This window comes from Paenibacillus oralis, assembly GCF_003863965.1.
In the GTDB taxonomy this organism is placed as follows: Bacteria; Bacillota; Bacilli; order Paenibacillales; family Paenibacillaceae; genus Fontibacillus; species Fontibacillus oralis.
The window spans coordinates 516155-534885 of the sequence record NZ_RRCN01000001.1 but is presented as its reverse complement, the minus strand read 5'-3'; the positions used below and the strand labels follow the sequence as shown (position 1 = coordinate 534885).

At 53.2% G+C, this 18731-nt stretch carries 14 protein-coding genes; 7 read left to right on the top strand and 7 right to left on the bottom strand.

Going from position 1 to position 18731, the window contains the following annotated elements; genetic code table 11:
- The first annotated feature begins 331 nt into the window (after positions 1-331).
- Positions 332-658: an ArsR/SmtB family transcription factor gene (locus tag EHV15_RS02495; protein WP_128629888.1), complete on the top strand. Its 327-nt coding sequence runs from the start codon at positions 332-334 to the stop codon at positions 656-658.
- 193 nt (positions 659-851) lie between these two features.
- Positions 852-1409 carry a dihydrofolate reductase family protein gene (locus tag EHV15_RS02490; protein WP_128629887.1) on the top strand — a complete coding sequence of 186 codons (558 nt, stop codon included), beginning with the start codon at positions 852-854 and terminating at the stop codon, positions 1407-1409.
- A gap of 562 nt (positions 1410-1971) precedes the next feature.
- On the opposite strand, the gene EHV15_RS02480 is transcribed toward EHV15_RS02490, so the two are convergent.
- The 7 genes from EHV15_RS02480 to EHV15_RS02450 form a co-directional block, all read right to left on the bottom strand.
- Positions 1972-4101 (bottom strand): GxGYxYP domain-containing protein, encoded by a 2130-nt coding sequence (locus EHV15_RS02480; RefSeq protein WP_128629886.1) that lies wholly within the window; start codon positions 4099-4101, stop codon positions 1972-1974.
- A gap of 225 nt (positions 4102-4326) precedes the next feature.
- Positions 4327-5163, bottom strand: a complete 837-nt coding sequence (locus tag EHV15_RS02475) for an HAD-IIA family hydrolase (RefSeq protein ID WP_178075737.1) — start codon at positions 5161-5163, stop codon at positions 4327-4329.
- An 18-nt stretch (positions 5164-5181) separates the two neighbouring features.
- Positions 5182-6483, bottom strand: coding sequence for an ABC transporter substrate-binding protein (locus tag EHV15_RS02470; protein ID WP_128629884.1), 1302 nt, complete (start codon positions 6481-6483; stop codon positions 5182-5184).
- Between the two features lie 35 nt (positions 6484-6518).
- Positions 6519-7346, bottom strand: coding sequence for a carbohydrate ABC transporter permease (locus EHV15_RS02465; RefSeq protein WP_036619759.1), 828 nt, complete (start codon positions 7344-7346; stop codon positions 6519-6521).
- Positions 7347-7379: 33 nt separating this feature from the next.
- Complete coding sequence (locus EHV15_RS02460) at positions 7380-8309, bottom strand: carbohydrate ABC transporter permease (RefSeq protein ID WP_128629883.1); 930 nt, start codon at positions 8307-8309, stop codon at positions 7380-7382.
- Positions 8275-9660 carry an alkaline phosphatase family protein gene (locus EHV15_RS02455; RefSeq protein WP_178075730.1) on the bottom strand — a complete coding sequence of 462 codons (1386 nt, stop codon included), beginning with the start codon at positions 9658-9660 and terminating at the stop codon, positions 8275-8277. The genes EHV15_RS02460 and EHV15_RS02455 overlap by 35 nt, the downstream gene beginning before the upstream one ends.
- A 145-nt stretch (positions 9661-9805) precedes the next feature.
- Positions 9806-10399, bottom strand: a complete 594-nt coding sequence (locus EHV15_RS02450; RefSeq protein ID WP_036619763.1) for a glycerol-3-phosphate responsive antiterminator — start codon at positions 10397-10399, stop codon at positions 9806-9808.
- 180 nt (positions 10400-10579) lie between these two features.
- Between EHV15_RS02450 and EHV15_RS02445 the strand changes: the two genes are divergently transcribed.
- The 5 genes from EHV15_RS02445 (at position 10580) to EHV15_RS02425 (ending at position 18707) form a co-directional block, all read left to right on the top strand.
- Positions 10580-11860, top strand: coding sequence for a GntR family transcriptional regulator (locus tag EHV15_RS02445; RefSeq protein WP_128629881.1), 1281 nt, complete (start codon positions 10580-10582; stop codon positions 11858-11860).
- A 202-nt stretch (positions 11861-12062) separates the two neighbouring features.
- Positions 12063-13070, top strand: a complete 1008-nt coding sequence (locus EHV15_RS02440) for a carbohydrate ABC transporter permease (RefSeq protein WP_128629880.1) — start codon at positions 12063-12065, stop codon at positions 13068-13070.
- The gene (locus EHV15_RS02435) at positions 13042-13965 is read left to right on the top strand and encodes a carbohydrate ABC transporter permease (RefSeq protein WP_128629879.1); all 924 of its coding nucleotides are present in this window, start codon (positions 13042-13044) and stop codon (positions 13963-13965) included. The genes EHV15_RS02440 and EHV15_RS02435 overlap by 29 nt, the downstream gene beginning before the upstream one ends.
- 67 nt (positions 13966-14032) lie before the next feature.
- Positions 14033-15502 (top strand): extracellular solute-binding protein, encoded by a 1470-nt coding sequence (locus EHV15_RS02430; protein ID WP_128629878.1) that lies wholly within the window; start codon positions 14033-14035, stop codon positions 15500-15502.
- A gap of 79 nt (positions 15503-15581) precedes the next feature.
- Entirely contained in the window at positions 15582-18707 is a 3126-nt protein-coding gene (locus EHV15_RS02425; protein WP_128629877.1) for an alpha-mannosidase, read from the top strand.
- Positions 18708-18731: the final 24 nt, after the last annotated feature.

Genomic DNA, 18731 nt, shown 5'->3' with positions numbered 1-18731 from the left:
CTACGAGTTTATTCTAAAGAAAAGTGGTTTCAAGTAGTGCCTAACAATTCAACGATAAATACCAATTATCTCGAAAATAATGGTTTCAATCGGCAAACGTCTCGGCCAAGAATTGAAATCTGTTGTCGAAATGGTCGGCGAGCGTTCATTCCTTGACAGGAATATTCTGTTTTATGTATATTTTAAGCGATTGATGCAATAAAAAATTGGAGTAAGGAGGCAGCCATACAGTGCGATTTCGGGGATTGAAAATCCGGATCGGTGATAACCAGAGAAATGACCACCTTTTATTTTAGAAAGTGAAACGTTGCTGTATGGGAAGTAAAATCATATGGACACAGCGGTATTAAGCGCCCTTGCGGAATCTAACCGTTTGCACATTGTTGAATTACTGCGTGAAGGCCCGCTCACAGTCGGGGGAATAACCGATCGGCTTGAGCTGCGGCAGCCTCAAGTATCCAAGCATCTCCGCGTGCTTCTTGATGCGGGAATCGTGGATATGCAGGCTGACGCCAATCGCCGGATTTATCAGCTGCGGCCGGAGCCTTTTCAGGAGATGGACGAGTGGCTGGATTCCTATCGTCATATATGGAACGAGAGGTTCGACCGCTTGGATGCTTATCTTCAAGATTTGATGAATCCCAAAAATAAACATTAGTAAAACTGGCGGCATAGGGATATTCCCCTTGTCGCCAATTTGCGTTCAACAATAGAAGTTGACAGACACTGAAAATATTCAAAAAACGGGCTACCGGATGCCTCAGGTCAGCAATCTGTGAGAAACTCCCGAACCTGGAAGATGATATAGTGTTTCGTAAATAATACTTTAAGTTAGGGAGTTGATCGCAGGAATGGGGAAGATCATTTTAACCATGCAGGTGTCGCTGGACGGAGTAGTCTCGGATGAACACTTGTGGATGATGCTAAGCGAGGAGATTTTGGAGGATTATTTGGAGTATTACAATACGGTAGATACAATCATAGTGGGCAAAAATAGTTACGCCTCACTGGCCGAGTACTGGCAGCAGGCGGAAAACTCGTCCAATGAGCTGGAGCGTGCGATAGCCCGTCGCATGAACGAAATTCCCAAAGTGGTTGTTTCTCATTCCGAAGTGGATTTAGTATGGAGAAACTCGGAGCAAATCGTCGTCAAAGACGACGGGGAACTCGCGCGGGAGTTGGAAGCGCTCAAAAACCGGGTAAATCAAATATCTGTCGAGAGCGGCGCAAAAACATGGCAATCCTTCATCCAAAATGAATTGTATGACGAGTTGTGGCTGCTTGTTCATCCGGTGATCGCTTCTCAAGGCGATAAACTGTTTGCTCTGGCCGACAAGCAGCAATCCCTCCGGTTAACCGGCAACAAAACGTATAAGAACGGTGTAATCGGATTGTATTATCAAAAATAATAGTTGTCTTAAACCAAGGAGATCCGGTGAAGTCGGAAAAGGTCATGAAAGCCCTGCTGCAAACGAAAGCGAAGATCGATATGGCGTCGCTGCAGAGGGCTTACGATGGGGAACCGGTGTAAGAGATGGTGGCGAACATGAGTAAACCCGAGTGGACCTGCTTCCTACTCCAGCCTTCTTGGGTCTATTGTTGAATGGAATAGTTGCAAAATATACAATTACTTATCCGGAAATACTGCCACAGCGCTTGATTAAGTGTAAAACCTGCAATTAATCCACTATCTTTCGAAGAAGAATCAAAGAGACGAGGAAATAGTTGTATGAAATGCAGTTAAACAAATGATTGGGTAAATGGACATAAAGTTAGTTGTATGATTTGCAATTAATGATCAGAGCCTAACCGATCAAGTACATTTTGTGCGCCATCCGACCAGCCCACAAGGCCTGCGTTTTTGTGGAGGTTATGGAATTGGCGGTTAGATTGCCTTTATATCCAGCAAGATTTGGTTTGCGCATCAAAGACCCGCCGGAGCGAATTCCTCCGGCGGGTCTTCTTTTGCGTTTATTCGGTTTCTTCTGTTTCTTCCAGCTGCAAGCTATCGTTATTGCTTTCGCTCTCTTCCAGCACATGGTGCTTAGCGGGCAGATCATACGCTTCGCGGATCAGCGAGAAGTAATGATCGCCGCGGACGACTTCATATTCCGGCCCCAGCGCTTCGCTCATCCGGACGACGTCCGACGGCGTCATGCTCCAGGCGAGCAGGCCGAGGGAGATGAACAGCGGGGATTCTCCGTCCCAGCCGGCCTTGGCCTCCTCCAGGATGCGCAGGCCGTCCTGAACCGTACTGATGCCCTGGATCGTCGAAACCGGCAGCGAATCGTGCAAAATTTCGACGCCGTGGCGGTCCTCCCAGCTCAGGAACAGGCCGGGCGCTTTGTAATAACGCTCGTAGGCGCGGGCGTAGGAATCACCTAACGGGACGTTTTCGCCGTCAATCCGGTTCAGCACATAAGGAAGGCCCATGCCGGTTTTTTGCAGATACTTGTAGGAACGCTTCAAATAATCGGCGAAGGTCGATTCCGGCCAGGCTTCCGGATAAAAATAGCCTGCGCCGGAAGGCCCGGCGATGATCAAGTCGTTCTCTGTCGCCGTTTTCCGGTAATAGTTCAGCATCGCCGGCGCCGCATCATACAGCAGCGGGCTCGAAGTCCAGTTGATCGGCACTTCGCCGCGGGCCGGATCGTCCCACAGATTCCGCATCTTGTGCTGGTTGTACTGGAAGTTGTCGCCCTCGCTGAACGTATAGGTGACGTAGATTTTGCTCTCCAGCTCGGGCGCCCGGGGAGCTTTCGCTTTAACCGGCTGGACTTTGGTGCCGGAAAAAACGGTCAGATTGCTGAACCAGTCGGCCGCCAGCACATAGACCCCGTAATTCGACGTCACTTCCACCGAGCTGAATTCGCCGGCAACGTCGTTGCTGAACCATCCCAAGTAAGGCGTGCCAGGCTCGACCTCGGACAGGATACGTTCAAACAGCGCTCTCTGCTGCGGGTCATTCACTTCTAGCCAGAACACCATCGCCTTATTGGCAACAGCATAATCGCGGAGGTAGCCGTAAGGGTCCTTCTGCTCGGAGGACGGCGGGCCAACGTTCCCGGCCGAAACCTTGTATTGGTTCCACATGACGACGGAGGCGGTCAACTCGCGCGTACCCTCCGGCGGAGTAAACCGGTAAACGAAATAACGCCCGTTGTCGGCAAAACGGTGCCCGCCGTCCCCGGCGGAAACCTGCGAGTCCTGCCGATCATAAAGAAACGGCTCTTCCTCCGGCGTGCCCGGAATGAACTGCGCGATGATCTCCCCGTCCGCCTTAACGACAACCTCGTGAACGGCGGGGCCCCAGCCGTCCTGGGTAAAGGCGTCGTCGAAACGCAGATAAACCGATTCATCCCCCAAAAATCCGGATAAATCAAAATCGTACGTTCCTTTGTTGCTGGCGTCGCGGATCTGCTCGGTTTCTTCCGCGATGATTTCAAACGATTCGGGCAGTCCCGGCGGGATGCTGATCGATGTGTTTGGGCTGAGCCCGATCAGCATACGGTGCGTCGTTTTGCTCCATAAATTTTCGTATTGCCATGTATAGGCATCCATACGATCCTTGAATTTGCCGCGAAGATCGTCGGTCACTTTCAAGTTATAGGGGGATGCCTTTAGCCGCTCCGCCAGCTCGGGGCTGGCGACGACGGCGTCCTTCAGCCCGGCCAAAGTTGTGGCGACGTTAATCGAGTCGGGTACCTCCGGGTCGTAGATGATCATGCCTTTTACTTCATTTTTGTATTTCCGAACAAGATTCCAATAATCGTCGTGCAGCGTGTAGGGTGCCTGGAGATCGTTCAGCCAGGTCAGCTTGCCTTCTTCCTGGCTTTCCAGCAGGTAAATCCGCGGCTCTGTGCGGTTAACGACCCCTTGCAAGGTGGCTAGCAGCAGCCGGATATCGCCGGGAATTTGGTACACGTCAGCGACATCGAGTCGCTTTACCTTCGCAAAGGTTGGAAGCGCTTGCGATTTGGGCCAGCTGATGGTGCTTTTTTGCGGCTGCGCAGAGGATTGTGCATTGGCTGAGGTGGTGCCTAGGGTTAAGGACAACGTGCATAACAATACGAAACATGTCATCGTCAGCTTTCGAATCAAGCTCGTTCACCTCGGATCCTCATAATGTGGAGCCATCGTTGGCGGCCGGCCGCTCCATCCCTCCTTCTTCGGCTTGGTCGCAAATCAAACGATAACACCTGAACAATATATTAAATATGTCTAATATTATTTGTCAAGCAAATAAAAGGGGAACGTTCACAGACGATCCAGGGCTTAACTGGCACCTCATGCGACGTTCCCCGATGTTCTTTTCGTTAGCTCGGCTTACTCTTTAACCGTTAACGTTTCGGCGGCGACAATCCGGTAAAGCTCCTCCATGCTGTTTACGACGATATCGGGATGGATTCCCGTTATCCGTTCACGAGAGGGGGTGTAAGGATTATCTACACTGCAATTTGTTATCCATACGGATTTCAAACCTGCCCGGATGCTGCCCAATATATCGGTATCCAAATTATCGCCGACCATAACGCAGTTCTCGGGAGAGACACCGCATTGCTTCATTCCGTAATGAAACATATATGGCTCCGGTTTACCGATGCACTCCACCGTGACGCCGGTTACAGCCTCAATAGCGGCCAACAGCGAGCCGGTCTCGGGAATTCGTTCCCCCGATACTCCGGGATGGTAAAGATCCCCGTTCGTGGCGATCAGACACGCTCCTTGCATAATATCCGCTGCGATTTGTTGAAGCTTCCCATAGTGGAACTCGGTATCCCGGCCAATGACCACAACATCGGCCCCCGCATCGTTCCAGGACACCGTTCGATGCCCTGCTTGTTCAACACTGCGTGCCAGACTCGCGCTTCCAATGGTTTTCACAGAGACATTTCCATACTTTTCTTTGATGTACGTTCCGGCGATATCCGTTACTGTGAAGATAGAGTCAGGGAGGACATCCATCCCCATGACCGCCAGTCGCTCCTTAATTTCTAATCCGTTCAAACGGGAATTGTTTGTCAAGAACGCATAGGAGATGCCCCTCTGCCGCAGCTGATGGAGCAGCGGGACAATGCCTTGAGATAGCCGATCGCCATGGTAAACGCAGCCATCCAGATCGAAAAAGCATACTTTGGTGTGAAAAAGAAAGCCCTGCTCCAAAACCAATCTCCTCCGCTTCTAGTTCAGCAAAGCATTTGACTGAGTCGCTGCGTCTTTGACGGCCTGGTCTACTGATTTTTGCTGCAGCAGCGCGGCCTGAATGTTATCCTGGACAATTTTGTACACTTTCGAGCCCGATGATCCCGGGAAATTATACCAAGGCACCATATCTTCGATTTGCTCATAGGTCACTTTGGCTGCCGGGTTTTCTTGCAGGAAATGGCCCATCAGCTGCTGATCTTCCAGTGCGCTTTTGCGCGTTACCATGTAGCCGAAGCCCTGTGCGATCATCGAAGTCGCTTTGGGGGAAGTCGCGAATTTCACAAAATCCCAGGCCGCTTCCTGCTTTTTCGGATCTTGCGCCAAGATGACAAGGTTATTTCCACCCGCAGGAACAACGCGTTTGCCGTCCAGTGAAGGGAAGGTCGCCGTGCGGATGTCAAATTGCGATTGCTCGCGAAAGCTTGCGAGATATGCCGTCGTGGACACATACATGGAAATGTTGCCGGATTGAAAACTTTGATTCGCTTGCTGGGTATCCAAGACCGGCATAGATTTATCCGTATTCACCAAATCAACCCAATACTCCAGCGCCTTGCGGCCGGCGTCAGAGTCGAACCCGACGGTTTTCAAATCTTTGGACATCATTTGGCCGCCGGCTGTTTCTGTCATCGCTTGATAGATCCAGTTGCCGGTAATATTATAATCGAAGTAGACACCGTATCGTCCGTTTACCGTCAGCTTCTTCGCGGCATCGCGAACATCCTGCCACGTTTTTGGCGGATTCTCGGGATCGAGTCCGGCCTCTTTGAAATGATCGGCATTGTAAAACAGAATCGGCGTGCTCACGGCAAAAGGCATGGCGTACTGCTTGCCATCATCGCCCTTGCCCAAATTCAGCATCGTTGGAAAAAAGTCGGACAAATCGGTTTTGTCCTTCTCGACAAAGGAGGAAGCGGGAACGACCGGCAGTGTGTCCAAAGCGAAACGGGTATACACGAATCCGTTCGTGAATACGTCGGGAAGCTGCTTGGCCGCTGCTTGCGTCTGAATTTTTTCAATGATGCCTTCGTAATTACCCTGTACAAATACCGGGTTGACCCTAACCTTATTCTGACTTTTGTGATATTCTTCTACCACTTTGTCGATGATGTCGCCGGCATGCATATGCAAAAATTCGATTTCCACAACCTCGTTGGACGCTTCGGAAGCGTCTTGTTCACCGCTTAAGGGTTGTCCCGTTCCCGCTTCGCCGCAGGCGGACAATAGCATGATCACTGCGAACAAACAAGTAATCCATTGCTTTTTCAATGTTGTCATTTTTATTTTCCTCCCTGGATTTGGAAAAAATGAGGCTAGCCTTTCAACCCGCTATTCATAAAGCCTTGGATAAAATTTTTCTGCGCTGCAAGATACAGAAACAGGATCGGCAGCATGGACAAGGTTGCAACAGCCATTGTCGGCACCCATTCGAGAGCTTCTTCTTCTCGAAACTGCACGAAAGCAATCGGGAGTGTCTGCATCATTTTGTCGGTGAGCACAAGCAAGGGCCAATTGTATTCATTCCAGTTGCCTACGAAAAGAATAACCGCCAGTGCACTGATCACGGTCACCGACAGGCGCAAATACACATGCCACATCATTCCAAGCGGAGTGCATCCGTCAATAACAGCGGCCTCCCCCAGCTCATACGGAACTGTCATGAACGATTGACGGAGCAGGAAAATGGCATAGCCGCTGGCAAGATGCGGCACGATCACGCCTGCAAAGCTGTTTAGCCATTCCAACTCGTTGACGATCATGTAAGTCGGCACCATCGTAACCTGATGCGGAATCATCATCGTAATAAGCACGAAGAAGAACAGGGCATCCCGGCCGGGGAAGCGATATCGGGCGAAGGCAAAAGCGGCCGCTACGCCTACGATAAGCTGTCCCAGCGTCTGCAAGCTGGCGGTAACCGCGCTGTTCCACGCCCAAAGTCCGATAGGGATTTCCCGCAGCACACGCAGATAGCCGTTCACATTAAACTGGTTCGCCCAGAATAAATGGCCGCTGAACACCTCCTCCGGCGCCTTAAACGAAGTGGCCAGCATCCAAATAATCGGAATTAAGCTGATTAGTGCAACGACAATCAGAAAAAGATGCTTAAACCCTTCTTCCACCAAACGCAAGGTATGGTTCATTCCACAATCCTCCTTTATTTAAAAACAAACGTTTTACTGGTAGTGGACCGTTTTTCGCGACAAGCGAAGCTGAATGACCGTAAGAGTACCGACAAGCAGAAGTAGAATGGTGGAAGAAGCCGAGGCCACCCCGATGTTGAAAAATTGGAAGGCTTCTTGATAAATCTGATATACCAACACATTGGTCGCATTGTTAGGACCGCCGCGTGTCATAATTTGGATCGTCGTGAAGACTTGGAATGACGAAATGATGCTCATGACAAGAATGAAGAAGGTAACCGGCGACAGCATAGGCAGAGTTACATGGCGGAACTGTTTCCAGCGCCCCGCACCGTCCATGGAAGCCGCTTCGTAAAGAGTGCGGTCTACGGACTTGAGTCCGGAAATATAGAGCACCATATTGTAGCCGAATCCCTTCCAGATTCCGACAATCGCAAGAGACCAAAGCGCCGTCGCCGGATCGTTCATCCAATTGGGGCCCTGAATGCCGAACATCCTGAGCAGCACGTTGATGGCGCCGACTTGCTCATTGTACATCAAGCTCCATACGATACTGATGATGCTAATAGAGGAGACAACCGGCAGGAAGAAGATCATCCGATACAGCCGCTTGCCTCTCCACAAGCTTTCCACGGCCAATGCAAGCGCAAGTCCAATCCCCATGGCAAAAGGTACCGTTAACAATACATAGAGGGCTGAGTTTTTGAGTGAAATCCAGAATACCTCATCGTGCAAGAGGCTCCTATAGTTGTCAAGTCCGACGAATTCCTTGTTAGGGCTAATCAGGTTCCACTTTTGAAAGCTCAAAATAAAGGCGAAGATAAACGGGTAGATGAAAAATACGACATAGAGGCCAAGCGCCGGCAGCAAAAAAGCGAAAGGCACCCATGACTGAAGCAGCTTGCTGCGTACGCGAACCGAAGCCTTGCTAGGCTTGTTGGCAAACGGCACCGATGATTCCAAGCTTTAATTCCTCCTTCCAAATATCATCCAACGCGCAACCATCCGTATCCGCAAGCTCTGTACGGAGAAGCCGGGCAATGGTTGGGGCGATGTCCACGATACGAATTTCCGGCAAAGTCAAACCGGAACGGATCGAGGGGCCCGCAGCCGTAAACACGGCTTTCAATTGTTCATGCTGCGGCAGATAGCCGTGCATCCCTTTAAATTTGGTTGTGTATTCGACAATTCCATCTCCACGGTGGTCGGAGTCTCCGTTGTAGTCGAAATGGACAAAGCAGTCCAGCTCAGCCTCGAAGGCAAAGTCCGGGCTGTGATCATCCAACTCGCCTTCAGCCGGAAGACCGAGGGAAGGGAAATCTTCCCGTTCAAACAGCCGGCCAACTCCCTCGCTTTCTGCAAGAACGCGGCGAACCTCGTCAATGAGTTGGGCTTTTCGGGCAGGTTCGTTCTCCAGCACATATACATATCCCGATCCTCCATTGGATACAGCGATCACCTGGCTGTCCTTCGCCCCGGTATTCAGCCAGCCCTTCTGTTTGAACAGCCTGTTCGGATAGAACGTCTTGGCAGTGTTGACGAATCCATGATCGGATACGATGAAAACGTCGGTTTGGTGCAAGATTCCCTTCTCATCTAATGCCTTCAACACCTCGCCGATTCGCTCATCTACATATTCAAGCGACCAGTAAGCTTCTTTGGAACGAACGCCGTAATCGTGTTGCATGCTGTCCGGCAGTAAATAGTGCATCTGGATCAAGTTTGGGCTGTGGCGATCGATCAAGTATTTGGCGATTTCAGTCGTCAGCCAGTCCTGCATGGGTCCGCGGGCATGATCCTTGCTCCAGTCACCATAACACTCCACCGGCAATCCGGCTGCCTTCAACTCCTTCCAAAGCGAGGCCGTACAGCAGGTATCGAACAATTCCTGCTCGAAAAATTCAGGGATATTGAAATCGATCGTTTCTGCTCCGCGTGTAACCGGCCAGCAGATGGATGCGGTAGTCCAGCCCATTCGCTTTGCAGCGTCATACCAGGTTTCTCTGCGCAGTACCTCCGTTTTGTTCCAGGTGCGGTCGGCGAAATGCTCGCCCACCCGGCGATTCGGGCGGTCTATCACCCAGTTTCCGAGCACGCCTTGCTTTCGAGGATATGTCCCGGTAACCATGCTGGCATGAATCGCCCAAGTCGCCGTCGGAAATACACTCTCCATGCCGGCCGCTGATACGCCTTCACGAATAATCCGACGTAAAGTAGGCATGCGGACATACGGATCATGCAAATAGGAATTGGCCATGCCGTCAATGCTAATAACAAGTACAAAACGTTCATTGCAATTGGATAATCGCGCCATCAGATTCATTCCTCCTTATGCATGTTGTTATATATAAGAAAAGAGAAAGCACCCAACAATAAACAAAGGGTACAAAACCCTGTTCAATGTTTGGAGCTTTCTCTCATTCTTCACTCGAAACTGGATTTATTAAATTGTTACGTTCTTAAACAGTGTAGTGCAGGTCTTGAAACGTCAGGTTCCAAAGCTCTGTATCGCTGGTTGCCAGCGATGTCGCACCGGCATACAAGCTTTCATTCGCTTCTTTTTTTGTATGAATCAAACCGCTTGCGATAATCGGGGTATCCGTCAGCGTCTCGGAGAAAGTATGAATGATTTTTGCAATAACTCCCGGCATGAGATCAATGCCATCCGGTTGAATGCTTTGAGCCAAACTTAGCCCATTCTTCAAAACCTGAGAATCAAGCACAAACAGGTGAAGAATCGCGTATAGACCCGCCCGTTTTGCTTCCTTGATCAAATGGCTTTTGGGTGTGATGATTCCGTCTGCGCCGACGTAATCCGAAATGAAATCCACACTTTCCTTGTCGGTGCTTGATAGCCCTTTAATCAAATCGAGATGGATAAAGGCACCCTTGTCCCTTTCCTTCGTCAGGCGGACGCCGCGGATGACTTCCTTTATTGTTCCGCCCATGAAGAAAATATTTTCCACCCGGCTGTCCAGCGCCAGTTCGATATCCTCCGGCTTGCGTACCGCAGCGATGATAGGGTTGTTGCCAATCTTGTGCAGTAAAGACATAGAAGTCGAATTCCTTTCCTTTCCTTCCCGTTCCTGTATTCATAGTAACGACTGAATGTAAACGCTGAATTAAAAAGATGTACAAGTATTGTAAAGAGCGTCTCGCCAGTATCAATTGACTAAATGACATAAATGATATATCGTAAATGTAAAAAGAGAAAAAAATAGGAGAATCCAAGCATGCAAAACGAGCGAAAACCGTTATATATGCAGATTCAAGAGCATTTCAAAAATCAGATTTTGAGAGGCGAACTGCGGGAAAACGACAAAATCCCCTCCGAAAAAGAACTGATGGAGCAGTTTGACGTCAGCCGGATCACCGTCGCCAACGCGCTGACGCAGCTGGCCAAGGACGGATGGATTTATCGCATCCCGGGCAGGGGGAGCTTCGTCGGCGAGAACATCAAGGAGCTGATGGGCGGCTCCCATGTTCATGAACCGGGTTCGGGGACGCGCATGGAGAACGGCGGAGGCAGCGTTGGCGGTACGAGCGGTATGGGCGGTGCGGCAAATACGAGCCCGGTGACCGCAGGGGCGGCCACAGCGGCGGACAAAATGCCCTATCCCCCGGATACCGCGCCGCCTGGAGGCGAAGGAAGAAAGACGATCGGCCTTGTCATGCCGCTTCTCGTCGACTATTTTGGCATCCGCCTGATCCAGGGCATCAACAACGTCATCGAAAACAGCGGGTACAGCCTGCACATCGTGCTGACGTACAACTCGATCGAACGGGAAAAAGAGGCGATGCAAGACCTGCTCCGCAAAGGGGCGGCGGGGCTGATCATTTTCCCGTGTGACGCGGAGACGTACAATGAGGAAATCCTGGCGTTGAAGCTCAGCGGTTTTCCGTTCGTGCTGCTCGACCGGTATTTGCCGGGGATCGCCACGAATGTGGCGCGCAGCGACGGCCTGATCGGCGGGCAGCTCGCCGTCGATTATTTGTGGAGCCTCGGGCACCGCGATATCGCCATCTGCTCCGATTCGCCGCTGCCGACGATTACGGTCGAGGACCGGATTAACGGCTATATGGAGGCTTTGAAGCAAAAAGAGGCGATGATTAATCCGGCGCTTATTCTGACCGATTTCAACGTCGACTACAGCGGCATCGACAAAACGCATCCCCTGTACCGGTTTATCAAAAACCGGATCGCCACGGCCTACATTACGCTGAACGGACGGCTGGGGCTGCATATTTATTCGATTTGCAAAGAACTCGGCCTTCAAGTTCCGGAGGACGTGTCGATTCTTACCTTCGACGATCCTTCGCCGGGCCTGCATGAGTGGGGATACTTTTCGCATATTTCCCAATCCGAAGTCGACATGGGGGAGGCGGCCGCCAACATTTTGCTGCAAATTTTCGAAAATTCCGACAATAAAGAGCCGGGTTATGCCAAGGTCATTTTGCAGCCGAAACTGATTGAAAGCCAGTCCACCGGCCCGTTGATCCACGAGAAGCGATAATCCAAGCAGCCTGCAAAGAATCCGGGCGTCTGCATGAATCACCAATGCAGGCGTCTTTTTTTACGCGAAAATTAGCGATAAATGATATATCTAATATCTTGACATAAATGACATAGTGAAATATATTTAATAACACAAACGACTAGTCAGATGTAAGCGCATACGTGCAGATGGAATTGGGGTAAGGAGGTCAGAAGCAGGTATGGAAAAAACGGCAGAACGGGAGGGAAGTCCTTCTTTCCGGCGGGGGCAGGGGCGTCGGCAGACATTTGGCAGGCATAAAGATGCTTGGATCGCTGCGGTTATCCTTGTGCCGATGTTTTTGTTTTGGCTGGTCATCTCCGGTTTTCCGACGTTGTTCGGCTTTGGGCTCGGTTTTTTTGAATGGATTGGTCTGGCGTCCTCGCCGAAATTCATCGGGTTCGATAATTTCATTAGCTTCTTTAACAACCCGGTTTATACCGAAGCCTTGTGGAGGTCGGTGTGGCTGGGCGGACTGGTCACGGTCATTACGCTGGCGGCGGGCTTTGGGGCGGCGCTGCTGATGAATATGCCGCTCATGGGCAAAGGCTTTTACCGCTCGATTTGGTATATTCCCGCCGTTACGGCGACTGTAGCGACGACGCAGGTATTTAACATTTTTTTGGATTCGAATAACGGGGTCATCAACAATTTGCTGAAAGCGCTGGGCAAGGAACCGATCGTATGGCAGTATTCCGTGTCCTGGGGCATTTTCTGGATCGTCGTTTATTCCGTCTGGAAAGGCGCCGGAGGAGCGGCGCTCATCTGGCTCGCCGGGCTCCAATCGGTCGACGTGTCGCTGTACGAGGCGGCGGAGATCGACGGGGCGGGACGCTGGGGGAAGCTGCGATATGTCACACTCCCCGGCCTGAAGCCGATCGCGACCTATATCGTGATCACCAATCTGATCGCGGCGATTCAAATCTACGAACAGGTGCTGTTCATTACGAACGGGGGGCCGTACGGGCAAACCGAAGTGCTCGTCTTCCGCATTTACCGCGACGGTTTCTGGGACTTCAATCTGGGCATGGCCGGCGCTTCGTCTTTGATTATGGCGGTCATCGTGATCGTCATCACCGTGCTGTATTACAACTGGTCAACCCGTACGGACAAGCGGACGACGATTCCGATCAAACCGGTTAAAAAGGGGGCGGGAAACCATGCCGGAAACGTTAAGCGCGAAGTTTAAAAAGCAATGGAAGCCCGTATACCTGTTAGGCCATATCCTATTGCTCGGCATCGGCCTGATTTTGCTCTATCCGCTGATTTTCATGGTGCTCGCCGGATTTTTCACGAAAACGGAGTTTACCTCCACGGTGCTGGGCATATTCCCGATTCCAAAAGCGCCGACGCTGGAAAATTTCAAGGCGCTCGTCGTCGGCTCCACCGACGCCGCCGTCACCACCTATTTGAAAAACTCGCTCATCCGCACGGCCTACAACACGTTTTGGGCGATTCTGACTTCGTTTTTGGCCGGTTACGTATTTGCGCGGCTCCGGTTCAAAGGAAGGGATACGCTGTTTTTAATCCTGCTGGCGACGCAGATGATTCCGGGCACGCTCGCGATTATTCCGACGTATCTGGAATTTGCCCGCTTTCCGTTTGCCGGGGGGAACCATATTTTTACCGGGGGAACCGGCATTTTGGACTCGTGGTGGATTTATTTGATCGGCGGGCCCGCCATCAACATTATGGGGACGTTTTTGGTCAAGCAATCGCTTGAAAAAGTTCCGCTGGAAATCGATGAAGCGGCGATCGTCGACGGGGCCGGGACGGTCCGGCTGATTTTTCAAATCCTGTTTCCGCTGCAGCTTCCGATCATGGCTTTTATCGCCATCACAACCGCGCTCGGTACATGGAACGATTTTATTACGCCCTTTTTCTATACGACCAGCGATCATTTGCAAACGCTTCCGGCGGCGATTACGAGGTTATCCTCCGTCGGGGCCAGTCCGGGCGCGGTGATCAACTATCCGATGATCATCACGCTGAGCCTTGGCATTACGCTGCCCGCGTTGCTGATTTTTGCCTTCTTCCAGAAGTACATCGTCCAGGGGTTGGCCAACACGGGGATCAAAGGGTGAGCAAACGCGGCTTGTTTAGACTGAATGTACGTTGATACACATTATTCCTTACCATGGAGGGGTACGAATGTGGCTTAAAAAGATGAGCACCATCGCGCTTACGCTTATGTTGTCCATCGGTCTGGCGGCTTGTTCGCCAGGGGGGAGCGGAACGTCCGGAGGCAATGCGGGGACGGGCGATCCCGGCACGGCGCAATCGGAAGGCGGCGGGGACACGCCGGAAACTTCGGGCGGCACGACGATCACCGTACTGAATGAAGGAGCGGTCGGCATCGGGGTTGGGGTGCTGAACGAGTTGCTGGAGAAAAAGAAGCAGTCCCTCATGAAGGATGAAACGCAAAATCCACGCATCGTGGAGGAGGATTTTTCGTATACTCCCGGTCAACCTCTGAAAAAAGCCGGCGTATTCCCGTACTACTATCAATCGATCATCATCGATAAACTACAGAGTAAGAACATTACCGTAAAAACGGAGGATTGGGGCTGGGGCGAACCGCTGATCCAGAAACAAACGGCCGGTTTCCTGGCGAAAAACATGCCCGACATCATCGTCGGCGAAACGCAAATGCCGGGTTTTGCCCAGCAGGGCTTGCTGGAGCCGTTCCCGGAGGAAATGGCGCAGGAAATTCGCGAAAAAACCGCCCCGGCGGCGTGGAAGCCGATGGAATACGACGGGAAAATATATGGATTCGCTTCCCAGCCGGGTGTCAGCAGCTTGTTTTGGAACAAGAAGCTGGTGCAGGAGGCTGGACTTGATCCGGACCAAGCGCCGGCGACCTGGGAGGAGTTCGCCGCCAACGTGCAGAAGGTGACGGAAGCCGGGGACGGCAAGTTTTACGGCGGCGGGGTGTACGCCGGGCCAAACGCGGGCGGATATTTGCGGTATGGCACGCTGCTCGTCATTAACGGCGGCGGATTTGCCGACGATCAGGGCCAGCCGGTGTTCAACTCGGACGCCAACGTAGAAACGGTGCAATTCTTAAAGCAGCTGAATGCGGGCCATCCGGCCGGCCTGATGGTCAATACGAATGAGGGCACCTATTTCGACGCCTTCAAAAAAGGGCAAATCGCCTATCTGATCGACGGGCCCTGGCGCGCGACCGAAAGCGCGCAGATCGGCATCGATTACGGGATGGCGCAAATTCCGCTGTCGCCGGACGGCCAGCCCGGCAACATTACGATCGGCGCGGCGTTCCACGCGGTGCCGAAGGACGCGAAAAACAAAGAGGCGGCGTTCGAATACATCCGCGCGATGTACAGCGAGGAAATTCAACAGCTGATCGCCGATACCGGGGTCCGCTCGCCGGTGCTGAAATCGATCGCCGAATCGGAAGGCTACAAATCCGCCCATCCGGAGATGTACCAGCATTATCTGGCCATGTCCGGCAATGTGCAGGGGCTGCCGACGTTCGCCAAGGAAGATTCGAAGGTGTGGCAAATGTTCGGCGATGCGGTCACCAAATCGCTGATGACAAACGGGGACATTAAGTCGGTTTTAGATGAAGCGCAGAAAAAAGCGGAGGCGGTTACGAAGTAAAGCGGCGGATGGACGGATAGGAGGACTGCAAGAGGCCAGTCCTCTTCTTTTGTAAATTTAAAGGAGAGAGTGATGCAGTATGCCATATGAAACAAATCAGATCATGACGCAAAAGGCCAAACAACGGCTTTCCAAGCTGGAGAGCTACATCTATCAGCCAGTGGAAGCCTTGGCCGTGACGGCTTGGGTCACGCGAGAGCCGGTCCCGTACGCGGAGCGGGAAAGCGGAAAGCCCATGGAACTCAAGGCCGGCGACCGGTGGGGCGAACTGTGGGATTGCGCCTGGTTTCATTTTCGCGGGGAGGTTCCGGAGGCGTTTGCCGGCAGCAAGGTGGTGGTGCTGATTGATATCAATGGAGAGCTATGCTTGGTCGATGAAGAGGGGGCTCCTTATCAGGGATTAACGAACGTCAGCTCCGGGTTCGACTACAGCCTGGGCCGCCCCGGCAAGCGGGTGGTGGACGTCAGCCCCGCAGCTAAAGGCGGGGAAGTGATCGATCTGTGGGGGGACGGCGGCAACAACGACCTGTTCGGAGAGTTCCGGAGCGGTACGTTGAAGGAAGCTTGCATCGCCGTCTGCCACGAGGAAGCCCGGAGTTTGTACTACGATCTGGAGGTGCTGATCGAGCTGGCCGAGCAATTGCCGGAAACGAGCGCCAGAAAAGCGCGGGGGCTTCAAGCCGTATACGAAGCGTCGAACCTGCTGGCCGAAATCAACGACGAGACGGTGCGGTTGGCTCGGGAGCGGATATCCGGCGAGCTGGCGATGCGGGGCGGCGATCCTGTATTGACGGTCAGCGCGATCGGGCACGCGCATATCGACTTGGCCTGGCTGTGGCCGATCCGCGAGACGATCCGCAAAGGCGCACGGACGTTTTCGACGGTGTTGCGCAATATGGAAAAATACCCGGACTATGTGTTTGGCGCCAGCCAGCCGCAGCTGTACCAATGGATGAAGGAGCATTATCCGCAGCTGTACGAACGGGTGAAGGAGCGCGTGCGGGAAGGCCGCTGGGAGGCCCAGGGAGCGATGTGGGTCGAGCCGGACACGAACATTTCCGGGGGTGAGGCGCTGGTGCGGCAAATCCTGTACGGAAAAAAGTTTTTCCGGGAGGAGTTTGGCCAGGAGATGAAGGTGCTGTGGCTACCGGACGTGTTCGGCTATACGGGAAGCCTGCCGCAGCTGCTGAAGAAATCCGGAGTCGATTACATGATGACGCAAAAATTGTCCTGGAGCACGTATAACACGCATCCGCATCACAGCTTTATGTGGGAGGGAATTGACGGGACGAAGGTGCTGACGCATCTTCCGCCGGAGGATACGTACAACAGCCCGGCCGCGCCGCGGTCGCTGGCGAAAATCGAGCAGAGCTACCTCGACCGGAACGTATCCGGGCACGCGCTGATGCTGTTCGGGATCGGCGACGGGGGCGGCGGCCCGGGCGAGGAGCATCTGGAGCGGCTGGCGCGGGAGAAAAACCTGCTTGGCCTGCCGCCGGTCGTTCAGGAGCCCGCGATCGCGTTCTTCCGCCGCTTGGAGCAGGAGGCCTCGCGTTTCCATACCTACCGGGGTGAATTGTATCTGGAAAAACACCAGGGGACGCTGACGACGCAGGCCCGGAACAAATGGTACAACCGCAAGCTGGAAAAAGCGCTGCGCGAGCTGGAGTTCGCGGCTTCGCTGCTGTGGGCGCTGGGCGGCGGGGCGTATCCGGCGCAGCGGCTTGAGGCGATTTGGAAGGAAGTGCTGCTGTACCAGTTCCACGATATTTTGCCGGGCTCCTCGATCACGAGAGTTTACGATGAGTCTTTGGCGCGTTACGAGGCGCTGCTTGGCGAGGTCCGGTCGAAGATTGAGGAAACGTACGGTAGGGTTGCTGTTTTGGCCGGTTTGGCGGATGAGCCGGTTTTGTTTAATTCGCTGCCGTGGGAGCGGCGGGAATGGGTGGAATACGGCGGTCGTTGGCATAGGGTAAGCGTACCGGGGATGGGCTGGCGGTCTTTGCTGGAAGCGGCGGCGGAGCTGGCGCCTGAGGAAAGAACGCTGGTGGCTGAGGAGCGGCGGTTGGAAAACGGCCGGCTTGCGGTCCGCTTTCATGAAGACGGCAGCATCGCTTCACTGTACGATAAGGCGGCCGCGCGGGAGGTGCTTCCGGATGGCGTCAAGGCCAACGTGTTTACGGTGTATCACGATGACGGCGATGCCTGGGATTTCCCGCGCGATTACCGTGACACGGCCGCAGGGGCGATGGAGCTCGTTAAGGCGTCGGCTTACGTGCAAGGGCCGAAGGCGGTCATCGAGCAGGAATACCGGTTCGGAGACTCCGTGCTAACGCAGAAAATCAGCCTGTTTCAAGGCGGCGATACGCTGCAATTTGAAACGGAGTGCGATTGGCGGGAGCCAGGGAAAATGCTGCGGGTGGCGTTTGCGGTAAATGTCGCCAGCGAACAGGCGAACTGTGAGATTCAATTCGGCGTCATCAAGCGGCCGACGACCCGGAACAACCGGATTGAGTTTGCCCGGGACGAAATTTGCGCCCACCATTACATCGATCTGTCGCAGCCCGATTACGGCGTGGCGCTGCTGAACGACAGCAAATACGGGCACAGCGTGGACGGAAACGTGATCGACCTGAACCTGCTGCGCAGCCCGGGGTATCCGGACCCGGTGGCCGACCGGGCGCACCACAAGTTTACGTATGCCCTTTATCCGCATACGGGCGATTTTATCGAGGCGGGCGTCTACCGTAAAGGATATGAACTGAATGTTCCGCTGACGGCAGTGGAGCCGGTGGCGGCTGTTGACGGGGAGAATGCTCGGGAGAACGGTGCCCGGATCGGCGGTGGAAATGTTGGCAAAACCGGCGGCGAGACCGTCGGTGAGAACGGCGGTAAGCTCGTTGGCGCGCACGGTGACAAGATCAATGGCGATCTGGCCCGGCTGCGGCAATTCGTGGAGGTTGATCACCCGAACGTGATGGTGGAAGCCGTCAAAAAAGCGGAAGACAGCGGCCATTTGATCGTCCGCCTGTACGAGACGGCCGGGGCCGGAGCGCGGGCCGGGCTGGCGTTTGGGTTCGAATGCTCCGTTATCGAAGAGGCGGATTTGCTGGAAAATCCGCTCCGTTTGCTGGCGGAGGGACAAAGAAGTGTAAACCTGCAGTTTACTCCGTTTGAAATCAAAACGATCCGCGTCCGTTTATAAGGGGCGTTAAAGGAGGAGCGGTGA